Origin of the sequence: Kordia algicida OT-1 (assembly GCF_000154725.1) — a bacterium.
GTDB lineage: Bacteria > Bacteroidota > Bacteroidia > Flavobacteriales > Flavobacteriaceae > Kordia > Kordia algicida.
Map to the genome: position 1 here is coordinate 1,259,296 of NZ_DS544873.1, position 20,118 is coordinate 1,279,413.

Below are 20,118 nucleotides of genomic sequence, written 5' to 3' on the forward strand. Positions count from 1 at the left end.
AAATTATTTAATCTTTTAATTCATACAAATAGCTGTACTTTTGCCAAATGTCAAAAAATATTAAAAATCAACGTGATATCTTAGCAAAATTGGGTATAGAGAAGCTCAATGAAATGCAAGAAGAAGCGAAATTATCAATCAGTTCGCATCCAAATACCATACTGTTATCTCCAACAGGAACGGGAAAAACTTTGGCGTTTTTATTGCCAATTATTGCAGAACTTGATCCAACTAACGAAGAAGTACAAGTCATTATTTTAGCGCCTTCGCGAGAATTGGCAATTCAAATAGCACAAGTTACACGCCAAATGGGAACAGGCTTCAAGGTCAATGAAGTGTATGGTGGACGTAATTTTTCAAAAGACAAAGTCGATTTAAAACATCGCCCTGCCATCTTAGTTGGTACGCCTGGAAGAATCGCAGATCATTTGCGTAGAGAAACTTTTTCAACGAGAGAAATCAAAACCTTAGTGTTGGATGAATTTGACAAATCCTTAGAAGTTGGTTTTGAAGATGAAATGAAAGACATCGTTTCGCTTTTGCCACATATTGAAAAACGCGTGCTCACATCGGCAACAAAAGATATGGACATTCCGCAATTTGTGGGAATGAAAAATCCATTAACCATTAACTATCTAGGCGAAAAAATAGCCAAACTTCAAGTAAAACGTATCTTATCGCCCACAAAAGACAAGCTTGATACCTTACTAAATACGATTTCCTTAGTGGCAAATCAGCCAGGAATTATCTTTTGCAATTTCAAAAATACAATTCAATATGTAAGTGATTTTCTGAATAATAATGGCATTCCACATGGTTGTTTTTATGGCGGAATGGAGCAAAAAGAAAGAGAACGCGCACTCATCAAATTCCGAAACGGAACGCATCAACTCATCATTGCAACCGATTTGGCTGCGCGTGGAATTGATGTTCCTGAAATCAAATTTATCATTCACTACCAATTGCCATTAAAATCGCAAGAATTCACACATCGTAATGGTCGTACTGCACGTATGCATGCCGAAGGAACAGCCTTTGTATTGCAATGGGAACACGAAACAGTTCCAGATTTTATCTCAGACGTTGAAGTGGTGGAAGAAGTAGTTTCTAGTGCAAGACCGAAAGCTTCTGGTTGGAAAACACTCTTTATTTCTGGCGGAAGAAAAGACAAAATTTCCAAAGGAGATATTGCAGGTTTATTCATGAAACAAGGAAACTTGAATAAAGACGAATTGGGCATTATTGAACTCAAAAGTGATTGTGCCTTTGTTGCGGTAAAAGCTGATAAAGTAAAAGAAGTCATTCAAAAAACGAACAATACACGTTTAAAAAAGAAAAAAGTAAGAGTTTCTCGTATATAACTTAAATTTAAAATAAAGAACATGAAAAAATTTGTAAAATATACCATTGTACTATTCATATTTGGACTAAATGTCGCATGTCAAAAAACGGACAAACAACTTATTGAAGTAGAAGAAGTATCTCCTTGGTGTATTTTAGGTTTTGATGCAGCAGACAGAACTCCTGAACAAAGAATAAGCTTGTTAAAAGAACTCGGATTAAAAAAATACGGATTCAACAAAGGCAAAGGAGATTTTAGTAAAATGAAAGAAGAATTCCAGCTTGCTGAACAAAATAATATTGAAATAACTTCTGTATTTTTATGGTTAAATGCCAAACGAGACAGCATTGGGAAATTGAGTCCTGCAAACCAAGAATTATTACAAAACCTGAGCGAAGTAAAGCAAAAACCAGTAGTTTGGGTAAGTTTTAGTGATAATTTTTTTGAAAATTTAACGGAAGAAGCGTCTATAAAGAGAGCAACTGAAATGATAAATTTTGTCAAAACAAAAGTAGATAAAATGGGTTGTAAACTCGCGTTATACAATCATCATGGATGGTTTGGAAATCCTTACAATCAACTCAAAATCTTAGAAAAACTAAACGATCCATCCATTACAATGGTATATAATTTTCATCATGCACATGAATATGTCGATCAGTTTCAAAACATTGTAAAAAAGATAAAACCGCATCTATCATTTGTGAATCTCAATGGTATAAAAAAAGAAGGTCCGCAAATCTTAGCCATTGGTAAAGGCGATCATGAATTTGAAATGGTCAAAATGCTTATTGATGAAGGTTACAATGGTCCTTGGGGAATTTTAGGTCACATAAAAACGGAAGATGTCAAAATTGTCTTAGAAAGAAACATAGAAGGATTAAAACAATTAAACGCTCAGCATAACGTAAATTAATCTTTCAACAGAAACAAAAAAATCATGCTAGTTTTTTTACATTCAGCGAACTTTCTCAGAGAAAATTAAGACTTTTCATATAAATTCTATTGGTTTATTGACAGTTTATAAACCGTCAATTCCATTCTTTTTTTCTGTGATTTTTAATGCATTCTTTTGAATCATTATTAACTACAAAACATACTATTGATGAAGAAATTGAATCGAATTTCGTTAAAACTAAACAAAAAATCAATCTCAAATTTAAACCAACAAACAGTAAAAGGTGGTGGAATTACACTTGGTGGTGACGCTTGTCCGATATTGCCTCCAATCAATAATCCTGCTCCAGATCCAATTCCAAATCCAGATGATGATGGACCAGTTACTTTATCAGATTTTGATCTTTGTTAAAAACATTCAATCATTTACATACAAAAAGCAAACTTCGGTTTGCTTTTTGTGTTTATAATTATGAAATCATATACATTTGACGTTAATTAAAAACAAAAGTCTAGTTTTATATTTTTCTTTTCTACAGTATCATCTAAGTAAATCAATTCATTATGAAACCGATTCTTCAATTCTTATTAATTATCATCACAACTACATTTTGTATTTCTGCTTCAACACTAAAAATAGCAGAAGATGATTGCGAGTTTGAAGGAAAAAAACTCTACGGAAAAATACGTTTTGTGGAAAGTGCTAGCAATGCAGATGTAAAAATAAAAATTGTCAACAGTTTCCCCGACATCAAAGTGAAATTGGTAGAAAATTTTGCAGATGATTGTGGCGAATGGCAAGTTGTGGAATATGGAGAAGATTTAAAAGTCTACGTAGCGGAAAGTTTTGCAGATATTAAAGTGAAATTTGTAACCAGTTTTCCTGGAATGGATTAATTATTTTTAGACAAGCAGCATTATCGCAATAGAAAATACAGCATCACTAAAACTTACCACCCGCGATTTTTCAAAAGTAATTGGTTCCATATAATTAAAGTTTTTTCAAATATAAAGTTTATTAATAGTATTAAATTAATAAAAATATTTACGGGATTATGGTTTTCCGTAGGAATTAATAGATATGTAATATTTATCTTTATAAAAAATAATATAATGGCTAAAAGAAGTGCAGAAAGTACCATCGCAGGTTACTATTATCAATTTGACAAAACAATTCTAGAAATTTTAAATCAAATAGATAATACGAATAGAGTTAAAATAGAAGGTATTGAAGATATTGATATTGAAAATCTTAATGGGAGTATGACTTTTATTCAATGTAAGTACCATTCTAAAATACAATATGATCCTTCTAAAATTAAAGAACCTATTCAAGCATTACTTCAAGAGTATAAAAAGGCAACGGATAATGGATTAGAAAATCTAAAACTAGTTTTGTATGCACATTTTAAAGAAGGGCAAGAAAAGCTAGCTGATAAATTAGACAACAAAAAACTTAAGATTAGTGAACTCGAATTCTTAAAAAATAGTTTTTTAAGTGGTAAAAGAAAAGATAAAAAAACTAAACAAAAAGTAAGTTATTCAATTCATTCTGAATTAGGACTAGATGATGATTTCTTAAAGAAGTTTATTTCCAATTTAGAAATTGATATAGATGCAAGTGATATCGATCAACAGGGAAAAGATGTAATAAATCTTATAAAAACAAACTTCAATAATTGTAGTAACAGAGAAGCAGAGTACTATTATAATAATGCTTTAAAAATCATTTTTAAATTAGCCACTAAAGATTCTTTGGAAGATAGACAAATAACTAAAAAGGATTTTATAAATTCAATTGATAATAAAAAGTTTCTATTTAACAAATGGTATGCACATTTAAGAGGTAAAAAACAGTATTTAGAGTATGTAAAGTGGAAACTTAAAAAAGAAAGGTTCTTATCATCAAATAAATATAAGTTCCTATTTATAGGTAAAGAATTTTTAACTGAAAAAAGTGATGTTAGTTTTGAGGATTTAACAAAAAATATAATTAATGAATATTTTCAAATAGGAAAAACATTTTCCACAAAAAGTAAAGTTTGGACAATCGTTTTAGAGTGTGATGAAACAGAGTTTTCTGAACACAAAAGTAACCTGAATTTAAATGGAATTGTACCTTGGGGAAAAGGGCATATATCAAAGTTTAAAAAAGAACTGTTTAATAGAGATCCAGTTATAAACACTAATCAAAACGATAGAATATCTAAAACTGCTTACGATATAAAGTTTACAACTTTTGACATATTCAAAGAAAAGCAGGATGAAATAAAAAATATAGAATCTGTATTATTTTTTTCAAATAAAAATCATCAAGACTTCTTTAAGCTTAGTACTGATAGGAGAGTTCCATTCATAATTTCAGTAATCGAACAAGATAATAATATAAAAACATTAGCAGATATAAATCAAATTTTTGAAGAAGCAATATCTGGAAATGATTACCTGAGAATTGTTGGGATTCAGCCAAACTCAATTTTAGTAGAAGTTACAAAACCAAATACTTTCAAAGATAAAAATGAAACGTTTTCTTTAGGTAGTTTTGTTAAGATTACTGATGATAGTAACAATGCAATTATCGGAATGTTACAAAGTTATAAAATTAAAGATATAAATGATATTGAGAATGAAACAATAGAAAGAAAAGAACCTTCTTTCATTTTAGATATTCAACCAATGGGATATTTGAAAGATAATGAATTTAAAAGAGGAGGACAGGAAATAACAATACCACCAAATGATGTTTCAATTGCTGATACTGCATTATTAAAAGATATTTTCTCAAGAAATGCTAACAATGAAAATGAATTCACTTTTAGTTTTGGAACTTTATCTTATGATGATGAAGTAGATATAACTTTGGAAGGAAATAATTTTTTTAATAAACATATTGCTCTTGTAGGTTCTTCAGGATCAGGTAAATCTTGTACCGTAGCACAAATATTACATTCAGCAATAAAACAAACAGATAAGCAAAAAGAAGCCAAACAAAAAAATAATGCAAGAGTTTTAATTTTCGATTTACATGGAGAATATAAAGAGGCATTTCCTGCATGTAATTACCTCTCGGTTGATAAACTTAAATTACCATATTGGTTATTGAATGGAGAAGAATTAACAGATTTATTTATTGACAGTAATGAAAGTAATCATCATAATCAATATCATCAATTAAAAAATGCAATAGTTTTAAATAAAATTAAACATAATCCTCATAAAAAAATTGACTTTGATACGCCAGCATATTTTAGTTTAAATGAAGTTATTAATTATATAAAAAATATAAACAATTTAACAGTTTATTATAAAGATGGTAATATATATTTTGCTGTACTACCAGCATTAACTCCAATAGAGTATGATGAGAATAAGCTTTGGGAAAGAATAAATTTTGAAAACTCTACAGGAAACTCTAAGCATAAAGAATTTGATGCAAAAGTATCAAAATATGGAGGGTTTAATGACCAGTTTGACCGTTTTATTTCTAGATTGGAATCTAGAAAAAGTGATAATAGATTAGACTTTATTATAAAAAAAGGAGAAACCAATAATACTGAACAGTTACCAAATATTATAAAACAATTTCTAGGATTTAAGGATGATAAAAATACGTCTAATGTAACTGTAATTGATTTAAGTGGAATCTCATTTGATGTACTTAGTGTTGCTGTTTCTCTTGTTAGTAGGCTAATGTTTAACTTTATGTACTACTCAAAAAAAATTCATACATCACAAGAAATCGAGAATCCTATATTATTAGTTTATGAAGAAGCTCATAATTACATACCTAAACACAGTGAGGTAAAATATAGAGCAGTTAAAGAATCTATTGAGAGAATTGCTAAAGAAGGAAGAAAATACGGTATATCAGCTATGATAATTAGTCAAAGACCTTCCGAAATTTCAGAAACTATTTTTTCACAATGTAATTCATTTGTTGTAATGCGCCTAACTAATCCAACAGATCAAAATTATATTAAAAAATTAATGCCTGATTCTATAAATTCCATTTCAGATAACTTATCAGGATTGGAAAGTAGAGAAGCACTCGTATTAGGTTCATCTATTCCAATGCCAACAATATTAAAAGTCAATAAACTAGCCGATAACAAAAAACCTAAATCAACGGATGTTGATTTTATGGATAAATGGAAGGAGAATTGGAATGAATTAGATATTATTTCTAATATTGTTGATGAAATGGTTGTTCCTAAACCAGATAAAAAGTAAAACCAATAATTGATTTTCTTGTACTAAATTACATTTCTCCTATATTTGTAAAACAAATGAAAAACATCAGTTTCATACTCGGAATTCTAATTTTAGCCTTGGCGTTAAAACCATGCGCTGATGGATTCTGTTCCGATGATGAAACCGAAACTGAAATTTGCTCCGAAAATCATCAAGAACACGGAAAAAATCATGAAAATGATTCAGATGATTCTTGCGCAATGCTTTGTGTTTGCAACTGTTGCGGAACATTAGTTGTACATCAAGAACCGCCAATTTTCATCTTACAATCCAAAAATTCAATCTCTACAAAAATAAATACGCATTACGAATCTCACTACCGATTCGATATGCTATTCGCCATTTGGCAACCGCCGCAAGTTGTAAGTTAGTTAGACAAAATATAAAATAACAAACTTAAAAGGTGCTGAGTTTTAATCTAGACTTCAAAAGTGAAGCAATCTAGATTCATCACTCGAACCAAAACAACAACAAAACACAAAAACTATGCACATACGTATTTGGAGTTTTATGCTCCTATGTATCATCTGCGGAAGCATAAACGCACAAAACAATGATATTAAAATAAAAGTCTTTACAGAACACGAAAAAACGCCATTATTGGGCGCAACAGTATTGTTTGAAGGCTTAGAAAAAGGCGCAATTACCAATACTGAAGGAATTGCGACATTCTCAGAAATTCCCAACGGAAGTCACAAACTCATGATTTCGTATGTGGGATTCAAAACGATTGAAACAACTATCATTCTGCCATCGCCAACGGAACTTATTTTCTATATGGAAGAAGCAAAAGGCGAATTAAACACTGTTGTGATTGAAGCCACACGTAGTTCGAGAGACATTCGTAGAATTCCAACGCGAATTGAAGTCATTGGCGGAGAAGAATTAGGCGAAAAAAACATGATGAATCCTACCAATATCTCTATGGTATTGCGCGAAAGTACTGGAATTCAAATGCAACAAACCTCACTAAGTAGCGGAAATCAAAACATTCGAATTCAAGGTTTGGACGGACGTTATACACAACTATTACGTGATGGTTTTCCGCTCTACGGCGGATTTTCTAGCGGATTGAGCATTATGCAAATTCCACCATTAGACTTACATCAATTTGAAATTATCAAAGGAAGTTCGTCTACACTTTACGGTGGTGGCGCCATTGCAGGTTTGGTCAATTTAGTGTCAAAAACGCCCGATTACGAACCTGAATTAGACATCATGTTTACGCAAACACATGCGTTGGGAAGTACTGCAAATGTCTTCTATAGCAAGCGAAATGAAAAATATGGTGTCAGTTTATATGCTTCTGGAAACTATCAAAAAGTGTACGATCCGGAAGATGATGGATTCAGTAATTTGCCAGAAACGACTTCTGTAGCGTTCAATCCGAAATTTTACTATTATCCATCAGAAGACACTACTTTTTGGATTGGATTAAACGGTAGTTATGACGATCGAATTGGTGGCGATGTCGAGAAAATTGAAAATGGCGAAAACGGAATTCATCAATATACAGAAGAAAACATTTCCAAACGAATTAGCAGTCAGGCAGTATATACGACAAAACTTGATTCTGTCCGCGTATTTACCATGAAAAATAGTTTTTCTTTCTTCGATCGTGAACTCAATGTGCCAGACATGCAATTCAAAGGAAAACAGTTAAATTCCTTTAGTGAAGTGACTTTACAGCACAATTATGGTAAAAATGATTGGACATTAGGAGCCAATTTATACACGACAAACTTTAACGAAGATGAAAGTGCAGCTTTGCGACGCGATCAAAACGATTTAACCTTTGGCGCTTTTGTAAACTCTACGTTTGACTTCTCTGAAAATTGGATTTTAGAAACAGGATTAAGAACTGATTTTGCCAAAGGTTGGGGAATATTTGTATTACCGAGAGTTTCTTTACTTTATAAAAATGATTCAGGATTTTCGAGTCGATTAGGTGGCGGATTGGGTTATAAAACACCTGATATTTTTACGGAAGAAGCCGAATTTATCAATTTTGAAAATGTCTTAGGAATCGATCAGAATTCGCTCAAGGCGGAACGTTCTTACGGTTTAAACCTTGATTTTAACTACAAAACCAGACTTTTTGATGATACGATTGGATTTTCTATAAATCAATTGTTTTATTTAACTGCGATTGATAACGGATTACTTCTAAATCTAAACGATGATAACTTCTTTCAATATGAAAATGCTGATGGAATCATTCTGAGTAAAGGTGCAGAAACAAATATCAAATTCTCGTACGGACATTTCAAATGGTTTCTAAACTATGCATTGATTGATGCAACATTGAATTACTTACCTGGAAATCCGCAAAAACCATTAACCGCAAAACACAACGGTGGAAGTGTGATTATGTACGAAACGAGCAAATGGCGTTTTGGGTATGAAACGTATTATACGGGTTCGCAATTCCTTTCCAACGAAACAAAAACGAGAGATTTTGTATCTATGGGATTCTTAGGCATGCGTAACTTCGATTGGGGCGGCATTTACGCGAATTTCGAAAACTTTACCGACCGTAGGCAAAGTCGTTTCTCGCCATTAGTGGCACCACCGCACGAAAATCCGACATTCCCAGAAATCTATGCGCCAACCGATGGTTTTATTCTCAGTGTAGGAATCATTATCAAACCGTTTGGAAACCACAGTGAACATCATGATGACGATTGATCGTTTAGACTTGCTTAGATTGCTAGATTGCTAGATTGTTAGATTGTTAGTTTGTCATTCCGCATTTGATACGGAATCCACAATTTTCTTGCTTACATTCTTCAATCTTTATAGACATTAAAAACCGTTAGTACGATCGTACTAACGGTTTTTTGGTAAAAATATCATCCCAAATTCATAATTGATTTAAAATTTTACTTTTTTACGGAAAACCACATTGTGCATGTGTCATCTTTGTTTTACATTTATGGAAAATAATGGGAAGTTGGTGTTAAATTGGCTTTTTATTTATTGAAGTTCGTATGAGAACGGGAATTCTGTTATGCGTATGTTCTCTATAATTTAAAACAGACTTATGGCTAAAAGACTACCAACTGAATTTGCAATTAATATGAATCTTCATAAAATGATGATTTTGCAACAATCAGAATTGGAATACGTGAATCAACAAAACTATTTCGACGAATATAGTCCGTGCCATTTGTATTTCGTGTGTAAAAGACCAAGACTTACGATTGACCCAGGATTTTTTAAAATCGACGATAAAAGTATTTCACTTAAACTACGAATTCATTATCCAGATAAAGTTAAAGAACACCAACTCAATTTTTATAATAATTTAGGCACCACAGATGCGAAATTAGAATCGGAATATCCATATAGTAAATTTAAAGTTATTACTGACAAAGGTGTCTGGTGTGATGCAAAAGTCTCACCATTCGTTCAAATGTATGAACTGAATTTTGACTCATCATTTTTAGATATGGATGTTCTATACATTGGACAATCTTATGGAGTAGATGGAGCGAGAACTGCACCTGACCGACTAAAAGAACATTCTACACTTCAAGGAATTTATGCAGAAGCAATTTCCAACAATCCGGATAGCGAAATTTGGTTAGCTTTAGCCTCATTCAATCAAATAAATGTGATGATGATGGACGGCAGAACCAAATTCACGAAAGAAGAACTCGAAGAAGATAAAATGAGAATGATGCACGTTTACAATCGACTTAACTGGGAAGGAATTAATGAACAACAGAAAATTAATTTTACAGAAGCGTCATTAATTAAATATTTTCAACCACCATATAATAAAATTTATAAAAATACTTTTCCAAATCCAGCTCATAAAACCTATTCAGAATGTTATGAATTAGATATTAATTCTGTAGGGATAGAAATGCATACGACAGAAATGATAAATTGCAAAATGTATTCTGAAGCTGTTGAGAAGTCTCATTATCATTACAAAAAGTTTTTATTGCATTCGCCAGAAGAAAGGAAAAGTATGTTTGAAATACCGTAAAAAACTATAAAGAATAATGGTTATAAACAATTGTTGTTACAGGCTTACTCTGAAACTTTTAAAAGAATTTTCAGCTTATTATGTACTTGCAAGTCCGTGCTAAACCACAGAATTGTTCATAACCGAGATCGTTAGCTACAATACAAAAAAACATAATCAATGAACAGGATATTACTATTCGCAGTAGTTACTATAATCACATTTGCTGCTTGTAAAACGGAAACAAAGAAAGAAGATCCAACCAAAATCGAAAAACCCCAAAAGATTGGCGAAACCGAAAAAATCGAAAAAGCATTTGCCAAATTTAAAAGTTTGTACAGAGAATTGAACGAATTCAAAAACGATGCTGATTTTAAAAAATTCGGATTCGGAAAAGGCGGAAAATATAATGAATGGCTTGAAAATGTTAGGGAATTTAAGCAAAAACCAGATTCGAAATTATTGCTAAAAAAAGGTGTTTTAATGGGAGAATTAGAGCAATTAGGAATGACTTATGCCAACTCAAAAGGAAAAGAAACGGAAGTCACGAAAAATTTAAATAAAATATTTAGTGAAACAATTTCAGATAAACCAATTACCGATGAAAAGCAGAGTTATTCTGAAAACGCAGATTACGATCAATTAAAAAAGGATTATGAATTGTTTGGTAAATGGACAATTGTAAATTCCATTGTAAATGAAAGTTACAGATATGAAATTTATAAAAAAAATAATGAATTTGTAGGCGTAAGACTAAATGATTTTAAAACAGAAAACCTAAACAAAAAAGGCTCTGATTATTACGTCAAAGGAAATAAATATGGAGAATTCTATCGAATTGATAAAAACCTGAATATGATATTATTTGACAAAGACGGAGATTTGACGAGCGCAGGTTATAAAGCTACAAAAACAAAATAATTACAGCGTACAACTAAGACACACTCAGCACTTCCAAAAGCACCTTTCTTCTAAAAACAATCTAAGAAGTCTAAAAATCTAACCATCTAACAAAACCCCGTAAAAACGCCTATTGCCCATATCTTTTGAGTTTGTTAACTTTGAGACAATCAGTAATACACTGATATACTAACCTCAAAACCAAATACATGAGTTATTTATCATTTCATCCAGGAAATAAATCTGCTGGAGAAGGCAAAAGACACACCAAAAAAAGCTCGGTTCGTAGAGCATTCTCTGATTGGATTATCGAAAACTACGGAGACGATTACAAAGAAACACTTCGCAAACAACGCAAACCAGACGAAAATATCGGATTGCTGAAAAAGCAAATTATAGAAACTGACGACGACAAAAAACCACTCGTCGGAATTATTGGTGGCGGATTTGCAGGTTTGTACGCAGGACTCATTTTGCAATCGCTAGGTATCGAATTTGAAATATTTGAAGCTTCTGATCGTGTTGGCGGACGAATTGACACCTGGTATTCCACAGAATACGATCCAGAAAGTAAGGAAAACAAAGGATTATACGGTGAAGTAGGAGGCATGCGTATTCCGCAATTCTCTGACGATATGTTGCCCGTACAACACTTGGCATTATCGCTAAACTACGTACTAGAACGCAACGGAATGACCGACAAAATGTTGCGTTGGCGAAAATTCTATTACAACTCAGACTATCAGCGTTTGCGATACAACAACATGAAAGATCCAATATTAGCAAAAGATGCAAGTCTCAATTCGCTAAACTTTGGCGAAAACAAAGGTGGCGATTTACCAGCAGTTTGGGTTACGGAAAAAACAGATCGACACGGAAACAAATACTTGCCAATCAATGTCATTCTCGACAAAGTAAACGGACCTTTTTTAGAGGCGATCGACAAATCATTTGAAACAGGTTTTGCTAAATTGATGCGTTATGACAACTATTCCATGTGGGCATATCTAACGAATGTATTTACGCTTGCTGATTTAGAAGAATACTACGATCCAAAAATGGGCGCGCCATGTGAAAACTTATCGTATAACATTGCGAGTTACTTGGAAACGGTAAATGTTGGAACAGGAATGTATAGTGTTTCTTTCGTAGAAATGGTCATTGCGGTGTACGATTGGGATGGAAGTAAAAACTCCTACGATCCATCAGATCCGAATATCTATATGATTACGATGGACAAAGGAATGCAGCACTTTCCTGATGCTTGCAGAACCGTTTTAAATCTCGAAAACGGAATTACTGCAGATGATGGACATTTGGCACAAGTGCTCATCGGAATGATAAAAGGACAAAATAACGAATACGGATATTCACCACCAAACCTAACGAAAGACGCTGAACCGCCAAGTTCTGTGCCACCAGCAGATCCAAAAGGAAGCGCAAACACAACGCCAGAAACACCAAAAGAAAAAAAGCGTGTCTTTATGAAGCATAAAGTTACGCAAGCACGACACGATGCAAGTTTATTTGATAATAATGGCGGAATGCGTTTGGAATTAGAACGCACAAACGCTGATGGAAAAACGGAAACGATCCATAAAGAATACGCATATGTCATCAGTACGTTGCCAAATGGAGCATACTTAAACGGTCAAAAATATAACAACTTCTTTGAAGATTTATCGTTTGCAAAAACACGTGCCATTCGCGAATGTAATTATATGCCAGCATTTAAAGCATTTATCACATTCAACAAACAATTCTGGAAAGACATCGGAGAACGCCAATATGAAACAGGTTTAGGTGTTTCTGCCAGCGATCGTTCCAATCGCCAAGTAGTTTATCCTTCATACGGTTACGATGCAGAAAAAGGAGTTTTACAAATTTATTCGTGGGCACAAGATGCAGAACGAATGGGCGCATTGACCGATGAAGAACGCGTAAACGAATGTCTCAAGGGAATTCAATTCATGTATCCAGAAATAGACATCTACGAACATTTTGCAGGGTATGACGATGGAACCACGACAAAAACATGGTTTTGGGATCAACATGCAGGCGGTGGCGCTTTTGCATTATTCAATCCAGGGCAATTTAAAAATTTATATCCAACACTATTGACGCCTGAATTTGAAGGCACTTTAAACATTGCTGGCGAATGTTGTTCGGTACATCACGGTTGGATTGTGGGTGCATTAGATTCCGCATACAATTCTGTAAAAAACATTTTAGAAAAAATGCAAGCGACCAAATACATTGTAAAAATGCAAGCAACTTGGGGACAATTATCTGCACCAGATGTTGCTGTAAAATCTAAAAAATAAAATCTAAAATTATCAACTACACACTAACAACTAAGTAGTCAATTCAATAAAGGGAAGCTTTTGAAGCTTTCCTTTTGGGTTTTACAAAGGTAAATCATTATATTTGAGAGACTTCCCCAAATTGCTTGATAGCCAATTAAAACAAAACGAACCATAATTAACACCATATTACATCATTATGAACGAAGATTTTATTCCATTCAAAAGTATCGGATTGTGCTTTAGTGGCGGCGGTTACCGAGCAACTTTCTTTTCGCTAGGCGTTGTTTCCTATTACGATAAAATTCAATACAAAGAAAAATCATTACTAGAAAATGTAGAAGCCATTAGTACGGTAAGTGGTGGAACATTATTTGGTGTTCCATTCTCAAAGGCATCACAACAAAAAGGATTTAATTTCCAGACATTTTTTAAAAAAATGTATGACAAATTTGAACCGGCAAATGATAAATTATTAGAAACTGCAATCGCAAAGTTAGGTGATGATGAAATATGGAAGAAAAATCCGCATAAAAAACGCTCGCTCATCAATGCATTTGCGTTAACATATGCCGATATGGAAGTTTACAAAGGAAATTTCAACATGTTTTTGGATAAAGAAAAACTATCAAACCTAAAATATGTTTGTTTCAACTCAACAGAATTTTCGTTCGGTTTAGCATTCCGCTTTCAAAACTGCGGATTATTTGGAAACAAAGCACTAAATAATAAACTTCTTAATGAATTAGAAGGGCAATTACAACTTGGAGACATTGCAGCGTCATCTTCGTGTTTTCCTTTAGGTTTTGAACCCTTAGTATTTCCTGACGATTACATAAAAAATCAACAATCTCCAGCATACAAATCAGTTAAAAGTTTAAAGGATTTTTCAGATGGCGTAGGAATTATGGATGGAGGAATTGCGGACAATCAAGGAATTGGAAGTATGATGAATATTAGTGCCGCCCGAAAACGTGATGACGAACTCAACAGAGAACTAGATTTAATTGTTGTCAATGATGTAGGAAGTTTTAAAATGAATCCTTGGAAGCCAGAAGCCAAAAAGAAAGATGAAAGTGCAAGCATCAAAAGTACGATTTTTAAACTATTAAACTACTTTTCTGTAAAACCATTATATCTTCTCATTTTATTAGTGGGAATTCTGTTGATGGTACTCAATTCCATGGAAATCTTCAAAGGTAAAGCATGGCCAGCTTTATATATTATTGGAGGAATTATTACAGGATTCGGACTATTAGCAACGGTTTTAGGACTCGTAGCAGGAGTTGCCAAAGGTTTTCTCATTCGTTCGGTAAAATCGTTATTTACCAAAAATGTTCCGCCGCCATTAGTAGATGATGTCTTAAGTTTTAGCAAACTCAGTGTTGGTCTCATTCAGCGTATGCTTACGGAACGAGTTTCGTCAACAGTAATTATGGTAAATGATATCTTTTTAAAGCAAATTCGTAGACTTAATTACAAATTGCTCTATTCTGATCCTGATTTAAGGCATAAAATTATTACATCAACGGTGTATGAGCTAAATGGTGAAAAAACTGTATACAGCAAGTCATTCAGTTTTAATAAAAACATTAATCCAGCGCCAAGCAAATTGCTCACAAGCGTAGGACTGATTGCTTCCGAAATGCCTACTACACTTTGGTGGGACGAAACTGATATTCGATTAGATCGAATGGACGCATTAATTGCTTGCGGACAATTTACTTCTTGCTACAAATTGATGGATTACATTTTAAAACTAAAAAAGAACAAACGCATCAAACTGGCTGATGAGGAGTTAATTGCTATTGATGCGCTACATGATGCACTACAAAAAGATTGGAAACAATTCAATGAAAATCCACTATTTCTAGTAGAAGCACTAAAAAAATAATACATACTTTCTCATAATAGACGTCTTTAACTTAAAAAGGCGTCTTTTTTTTAATTTCTTCAAATCAATAACAATAAATTCGTCTGCCGAAAGACTTTTTTGTACGTTAATACCTTAAAAAGTATAAGGTTAATTACTGAATTTTTAAAGATTATAATCTCTAATTTTGTATTTCATCGATGAAACAATACATTTAAACGGTGTTTTGTGTGCAGTGGACTAAATTGTCTAAATATCATTTCAAATGCACCTAGTTTTATAATAGTATTGAAAATAGCCTCAGAAATAAACATTTTACCCTGAATGTTTATTCAATTATTCAAAACTGTTTTAATAGATTATTTGTCCCAAAATAGTCTCTTGAACTTAACCTAAATTATCAAAAAAACTATGAAAAAACTTTTACACTTAATTGTGCTATGCTTATTTGCGTCTTATCTACAAGCACAAACTCCAGGAGTATCCATCTTTTACGAACAAACTACAGGAGACACACGCAACTACATTGAGTACATTCCCGGAAACTTACCCATCATTATTTCTGCGCCACATGGAGGAGTAAAACAATCTGGGCAAACCATTGGTGGCATCTTTTATCCTGACAATGACAGTTCCTTACCAGACAGAAACTGCGGAACCAACGAAAGAGATGACAATACAGACATCTTAGTACGTGAAATTCAAAAAGAAATCTTTGAACTCACTGGTTGTTACGCGCATGTCATCATCAACAACTTACACAGATCAAAATTAGATCCAAACAGAGAAGTAAACGAAGCAACTTGTGGCAATACAAATGCTAGAGCACATTGGAATGCGTTTCACGGCTTTATCGATCAGGCAAGTGCTTCTGTTGAAGCAAATTGGGGAAAAGGACTGTACATCGATTTACACGGACAAAGTCACGCAGTACCAAGAATTGAAGCAGGTTACAATATCACAGCTTCTGAATTAAACACTGCCAATCTCAACAGTGCAGGAATCATCAACAAATCAACCATCAGAAATCTAGTAAACAACAACTTAAACAATCTTACACATGAAGAATTAATTCGTGGCAACAACAGTTTAGGACAAATGTTTCAAGATGCTGATGGAACATTTTACGCAAGTTTAGGATATCCAGGTTGCGGAAGTACAAGCGGATACAGAACAGTGCCAAGCGCAACAAACAATGGTGGCGGAACTTGTGATGATACTCGTCCAAACGGAAACGCATACTTTGATGGTGATTTCTACAACAATCGCAGACATGGATCTGGAAATGGAACTAGCGACGGAACTGGCGGATCTGGAAACATTGACGGAATCATGACAGAAGTAAACAGACGTGTTCGTGACTTAGGAACTTACAACGGTCAAGTATATGATAGCAGACCACAAACCTTGGTTCCTTTTGCCAAAGATTATGCTGCAGTTGTTCTAAATTTCATTGATACACACTACAACGATTATGCTACATTCGGATTCATGGCAAGTACGTATGCTATCAACGGACCAAATCCTACGCCAATAATTACTGGAGTTCCCAACGGAATATTTTCCGCACCAGCAGGATTGGCAATCAATCCAGATACGGGAGAAATAAACACTTCAAACTCAACACCTGGCGATTACGTAGTAACGTATACTACAGGAACTTGCGGATACTTTTCTAGTACACAAACAATCACGATTGTGACAGATATCTCGCAAGACACTGAACCGCCAACAGCACCAACAAGTCTAATGGCTGTCAATACAACCCAAACAACGACAGATTTATCTTGGGGAACTTCCACAGACAATGTAGACGTAGTAGGATATAATATCTATGAAAATGGCACACTTCGCGAATCCATCACACAAGTGACAAACTATGTGGTCACAGGATTAGCGCCAAATACAAATTACACATATAGAATAACTGCCATCGATGCCGCAGGAAACGAATCTGCACCAAGCAACGAAGTAAGCATTACCACAGAAGATAATGTACAGTTAAACTACTGTAACTCGGCAAGTACAAGCGTAAATGACGAATTTATCAGTAGGGTACAACTAGAAGACATTGACAATTCCTCTGATGCACAATTTTATTCAAACTTTACCAACATTTCTACAGACCTTGTCAAAAACGGACAATATATCATTACAGTAACGCCAACATGGACAGGAACAGTTTACAACGAAGCATATGCTGTTTGGATTGATTACAATCAGGATGGAGATTTCTCTGATTCAGGAGAACAAGTCTGGACGCAAGGAGGTACACAACAAACACCTGTAAGCGGAACATTTACAGTTCCAACATCAGTTCCAAATGGTGTGACAAGAATGCGTGTTTCTATGAAATACAACGCAATTCCACAACCATGTGAAACATTTAACTATGGTGAAGTAGAAGACTATACAGTAAACATTATATCACCAACGCCAGATACGTTAAAACCTGTCATTACGCTACTTGGAGAAAACCCTGTAAACATATTCTTAAACGATACCTACACGGATGCTGGCGCAACGGCATTTGATAATATTGATGGAGACCTAACAAACCTCATTGAAACTACAGGAACTGTCAATACTTCCGTAGAAGGAACATACATCATTCGCTACAATGTTAGAGATACCGCAGGAAACGAAGCTGATGAAGTTACTAGAACGGTAAATGTAATTACGCCAGTAGACGAAACTGCGCCTGTAATAACACTCAACGGAAACGCGACAATCAACTTAAATATTGGTGACTCTTACATAGAACAAGGCGCTACAGCAACGGACAATGTTGATGGAGACATCACGCAAAACATCAGCATTAGCGGAATGGTTAATACTTCTACAGCAGGAACATATTTCATTCGTTACAATGTAACTGATGCGGCTGGAAACGCTGCTGCAGAAGTAACGCGTACGGTAAACATATTGGCAGATACGACAATTCCTATTATTACCTTAAACGGAAACGCAATCATCAACCTAAATATTGGTGACTCTTATATAGAACAAGGTGCTACAGCAACAGACAATATTGATGGAGATATCACGCAAAACATCAGCATTAGTGGAACGGTTGATACTTCTACGGTAGGAACATACTTAATTCGTTACAATGTCACTGATGCGGCTGGAAACGCTGCGGCGGAAGTGACACGTACGGTAATCGTTGAAGAAGTAAACATTGGATGTGAAAACGGAATTGACACGTTTCCTTACACAGAAAGCTTTGAAAATACGCTAGGAGCTTGGTCGCAAGATGTTTCAGATGATATCGATTGGTCAATCAATAGTGGAGGAACGCCATCCAACGGAACTGGTCCAGAAAGTGCCAACGAAGGCAATTTCTATCTATTCGTAGAAGCTTCTGGAAACGGAACAGGATATCCAGACAAACAAGCAATTTTAAATTCTCCATGTTTTGATTTGCGAAACCTAACTGAAGCTACATTTAGTTTTAACTACCACATGTTTGGAACCGATATGGGAACTTTAGATGTGGAAATCAGCGAAGACAATGGCGCAACTTGGACATCTATCTGGACAAAAGCAGGAAATCAAGGAAATGCTTGGCAAACCGCAAACATCAATATTTCGGCATATACAGGAAAAAATGTGCAATTACGTTTCAATAGAATTACAGGAAGTACTTGGCAAGCAGATATTGCTATAGACAATATTAGTTTAATTGACGAAGAAATTACCGTAGATGGCTGTGCTGGCGGAATTGGAAGTTATCCATACGCACAAAGCTATGAAAATACGATAGGCGACTGGACACAAGCTAGCGCAGATGATATCAATTGGACAGTAACTGCAAATGCAACACCTTCAAACAATACAGGTCCATCAAGTGCTGCGGCTGGTAGTTCTTACATATTTGTAGAAGCTTCTGGAAACGGAACAGGATATCCTAACAAACAAGCTATTATCAATTCGCCGTGTTATGACTTAACTAATGAAGCTTCTGCCGATTTCAGCTTTAGTTATCACATGTTTGGTTCTAATGATATGGGAACTATTGCTTTAGAAGCTAGTAATGACAACGGATTATCGTGGACAACCATTTGGACTGAATCAGGAAATAAAGGAAATCAGTGGAACAATGTAAATCTAGACATTTCACAATATGTTGGTGGAAGTGTGCAATTGCGTTTCAATAGAGTTACTGGCGGAACTTGGCAAGCAGATGTTGCAATTGATAATGTGTCTTTAAACACAACACTAACAGCTCGTCAAGAAACGACACAAACAAAAAAAGACAATGTAGCTGTTGAAGAACCTAATTTCTCAAACTCAAATACAGTAACAATATTCCCGAATCCTGTGCGTAGAAATGTTTTAAACATCAAACTTGCACACGGATCTGTAACGACTTACAGAATATTAAATCTGTACGGACAAGTTATCAACAGTGGAACAGCGAGTCATCAAATACAAGTTGGAAAACTTCGTTCTGGCATATATTTCATTGAAATATTTGATGGAACTTATACCATGACAAAGAAATTTATGAAACAGTAATTTTCAAACGGTTATTAACTATAAAAAAGCCCGATACGCGTTTGTATCGGGCTTT

General features: G+C 34.2%; 12 protein-coding genes. All 12 read left to right on the forward strand.

All coding sequences use genetic code 11. From position 1 onward, the window contains the following. Positions 1–47: 47 nt before the first annotated feature. The 12 genes from KAOT1_RS05335 to KAOT1_RS23310 all read left to right on the forward strand — a co-directional run bounded on the left by KAOT1_RS05335 (position 48) and on the right by KAOT1_RS23310 (position 20,063). The gene (locus tag KAOT1_RS05335) at positions 48–1,361 is read left to right on the forward strand and encodes a DEAD/DEAH box helicase (protein WP_007093707.1); all 1,314 of its coding nucleotides are present in this window, start codon (positions 48–50) and stop codon (positions 1,359–1,361) included. A 21-nt stretch (positions 1,362–1,382) separates the two neighbouring features. Beyond that, a complete protein-coding gene (locus tag KAOT1_RS05340; protein WP_007093708.1) occupies positions 1,383–2,258 on the forward strand; it encodes a sugar phosphate isomerase/epimerase family protein in 876 nt (291 codons plus the stop codon). Positions 2,259–2,447: 189 nt separating this feature from the next. Beyond that, complete coding sequence (locus tag KAOT1_RS05345) at positions 2,448–2,651, forward strand: hypothetical protein (protein WP_007093709.1); 204 nt, start codon at positions 2,448–2,450, stop codon at positions 2,649–2,651. 152 nt (positions 2,652–2,803) lie between these two features. Further along, positions 2,804–3,136, forward strand: coding sequence for a hypothetical protein (locus KAOT1_RS05350; RefSeq protein WP_007093710.1), 333 nt, complete (start codon positions 2,804–2,806; stop codon positions 3,134–3,136). A gap of 216 nt (positions 3,137–3,352) precedes the next feature. Continuing rightward, a complete protein-coding gene (locus tag KAOT1_RS21870; protein WP_007093711.1) occupies positions 3,353–6,469 on the forward strand; it encodes an ATP-binding protein in 3,117 nt (1,038 codons plus the stop codon). Positions 6,470–6,525: 56 nt separating this feature from the next. Continuing rightward, positions 6,526–6,861 (forward strand): hypothetical protein, encoded by a 336-nt coding sequence (locus tag KAOT1_RS05360; RefSeq protein WP_007093712.1) that lies wholly within the window; start codon positions 6,526–6,528, stop codon positions 6,859–6,861. Between the two features lie 115 nt (positions 6,862–6,976). After that, positions 6,977–9,178 carry a TonB-dependent receptor gene (locus tag KAOT1_RS05365; RefSeq protein WP_007093713.1) on the forward strand — a complete coding sequence of 734 codons (2,202 nt, stop codon included), beginning with the start codon at positions 6,977–6,979 and terminating at the stop codon, positions 9,176–9,178. Positions 9,179–9,533: 355 nt separating this feature from the next. Next, the gene (locus KAOT1_RS21875; protein WP_007093714.1) at positions 9,534–10,487 is read left to right on the forward strand and encodes a GIY-YIG nuclease family protein; all 954 of its coding nucleotides are present in this window, start codon (positions 9,534–9,536) and stop codon (positions 10,485–10,487) included. Positions 10,488–10,646: 159 nt separating this feature from the next. Beyond that, the gene (locus KAOT1_RS05375; RefSeq protein WP_007093715.1) at positions 10,647–11,387 is read left to right on the forward strand and encodes a hypothetical protein; all 741 of its coding nucleotides are present in this window, start codon (positions 10,647–10,649) and stop codon (positions 11,385–11,387) included. A 188-nt stretch (positions 11,388–11,575) separates the two neighbouring features. Then, positions 11,576–13,690 carry a flavin monoamine oxidase family protein gene (locus KAOT1_RS05380; protein WP_007093716.1) on the forward strand — a complete coding sequence of 705 codons (2,115 nt, stop codon included), beginning with the start codon at positions 11,576–11,578 and terminating at the stop codon, positions 13,688–13,690. A gap of 178 nt (positions 13,691–13,868) precedes the next feature. Continuing rightward, the gene (locus KAOT1_RS05385; protein WP_007093717.1) at positions 13,869–15,563 is read left to right on the forward strand and encodes a patatin-like phospholipase family protein; all 1,695 of its coding nucleotides are present in this window, start codon (positions 13,869–13,871) and stop codon (positions 15,561–15,563) included. A 390-nt stretch (positions 15,564–15,953) separates the two neighbouring features. Then, positions 15,954–20,063, forward strand: a complete 4,110-nt coding sequence (locus tag KAOT1_RS23310) for an immunoglobulin-like domain-containing protein (protein WP_007093718.1) — start codon at positions 15,954–15,956, stop codon at positions 20,061–20,063. Positions 20,064–20,118 lie beyond the last annotated feature (55 nt).

Coding starts and splice junctions, on each gene's coding strand:
- KAOT1_RS05380 (WP_007093716.1), top strand. CDS start 11,576: ATGAGTTATTTATCATTTCATCCAGGAAATAAATCTGCTGGAGAAGGC.
- KAOT1_RS05335 (WP_007093707.1), top strand. CDS start 48: ATGTCAAAAAATATTAAAAATCAACGTGATATCTTAGCAAAATTGGGT.
- KAOT1_RS05350 (WP_007093710.1), top strand. CDS start 2,804: ATGAAACCGATTCTTCAATTCTTATTAATTATCATCACAACTACATTT.
- KAOT1_RS05375 (WP_007093715.1), top strand. CDS start 10,647: ATGAACAGGATATTACTATTCGCAGTAGTTACTATAATCACATTTGCT.
- KAOT1_RS21870 (WP_007093711.1), top strand. CDS start 3,353: ATGGCTAAAAGAAGTGCAGAAAGTACCATCGCAGGTTACTATTATCAA.
- KAOT1_RS23310 (WP_007093718.1), top strand. CDS start 15,954: ATGAAAAAACTTTTACACTTAATTGTGCTATGCTTATTTGCGTCTTAT.
- KAOT1_RS05360 (WP_007093712.1), top strand. CDS start 6,526: ATGAAAAACATCAGTTTCATACTCGGAATTCTAATTTTAGCCTTGGCG.
- KAOT1_RS05340 (WP_007093708.1), top strand. CDS start 1,383: ATGAAAAAATTTGTAAAATATACCATTGTACTATTCATATTTGGACTA.
- KAOT1_RS05385 (WP_007093717.1), top strand. CDS start 13,869: ATGAACGAAGATTTTATTCCATTCAAAAGTATCGGATTGTGCTTTAGT.
- KAOT1_RS05345 (WP_007093709.1), top strand. CDS start 2,448: ATGAAGAAATTGAATCGAATTTCGTTAAAACTAAACAAAAAATCAATC.
- KAOT1_RS21875 (WP_007093714.1), top strand. CDS start 9,534: ATGGCTAAAAGACTACCAACTGAATTTGCAATTAATATGAATCTTCAT.
- KAOT1_RS05365 (WP_007093713.1), top strand. CDS start 6,977: ATGCACATACGTATTTGGAGTTTTATGCTCCTATGTATCATCTGCGGA.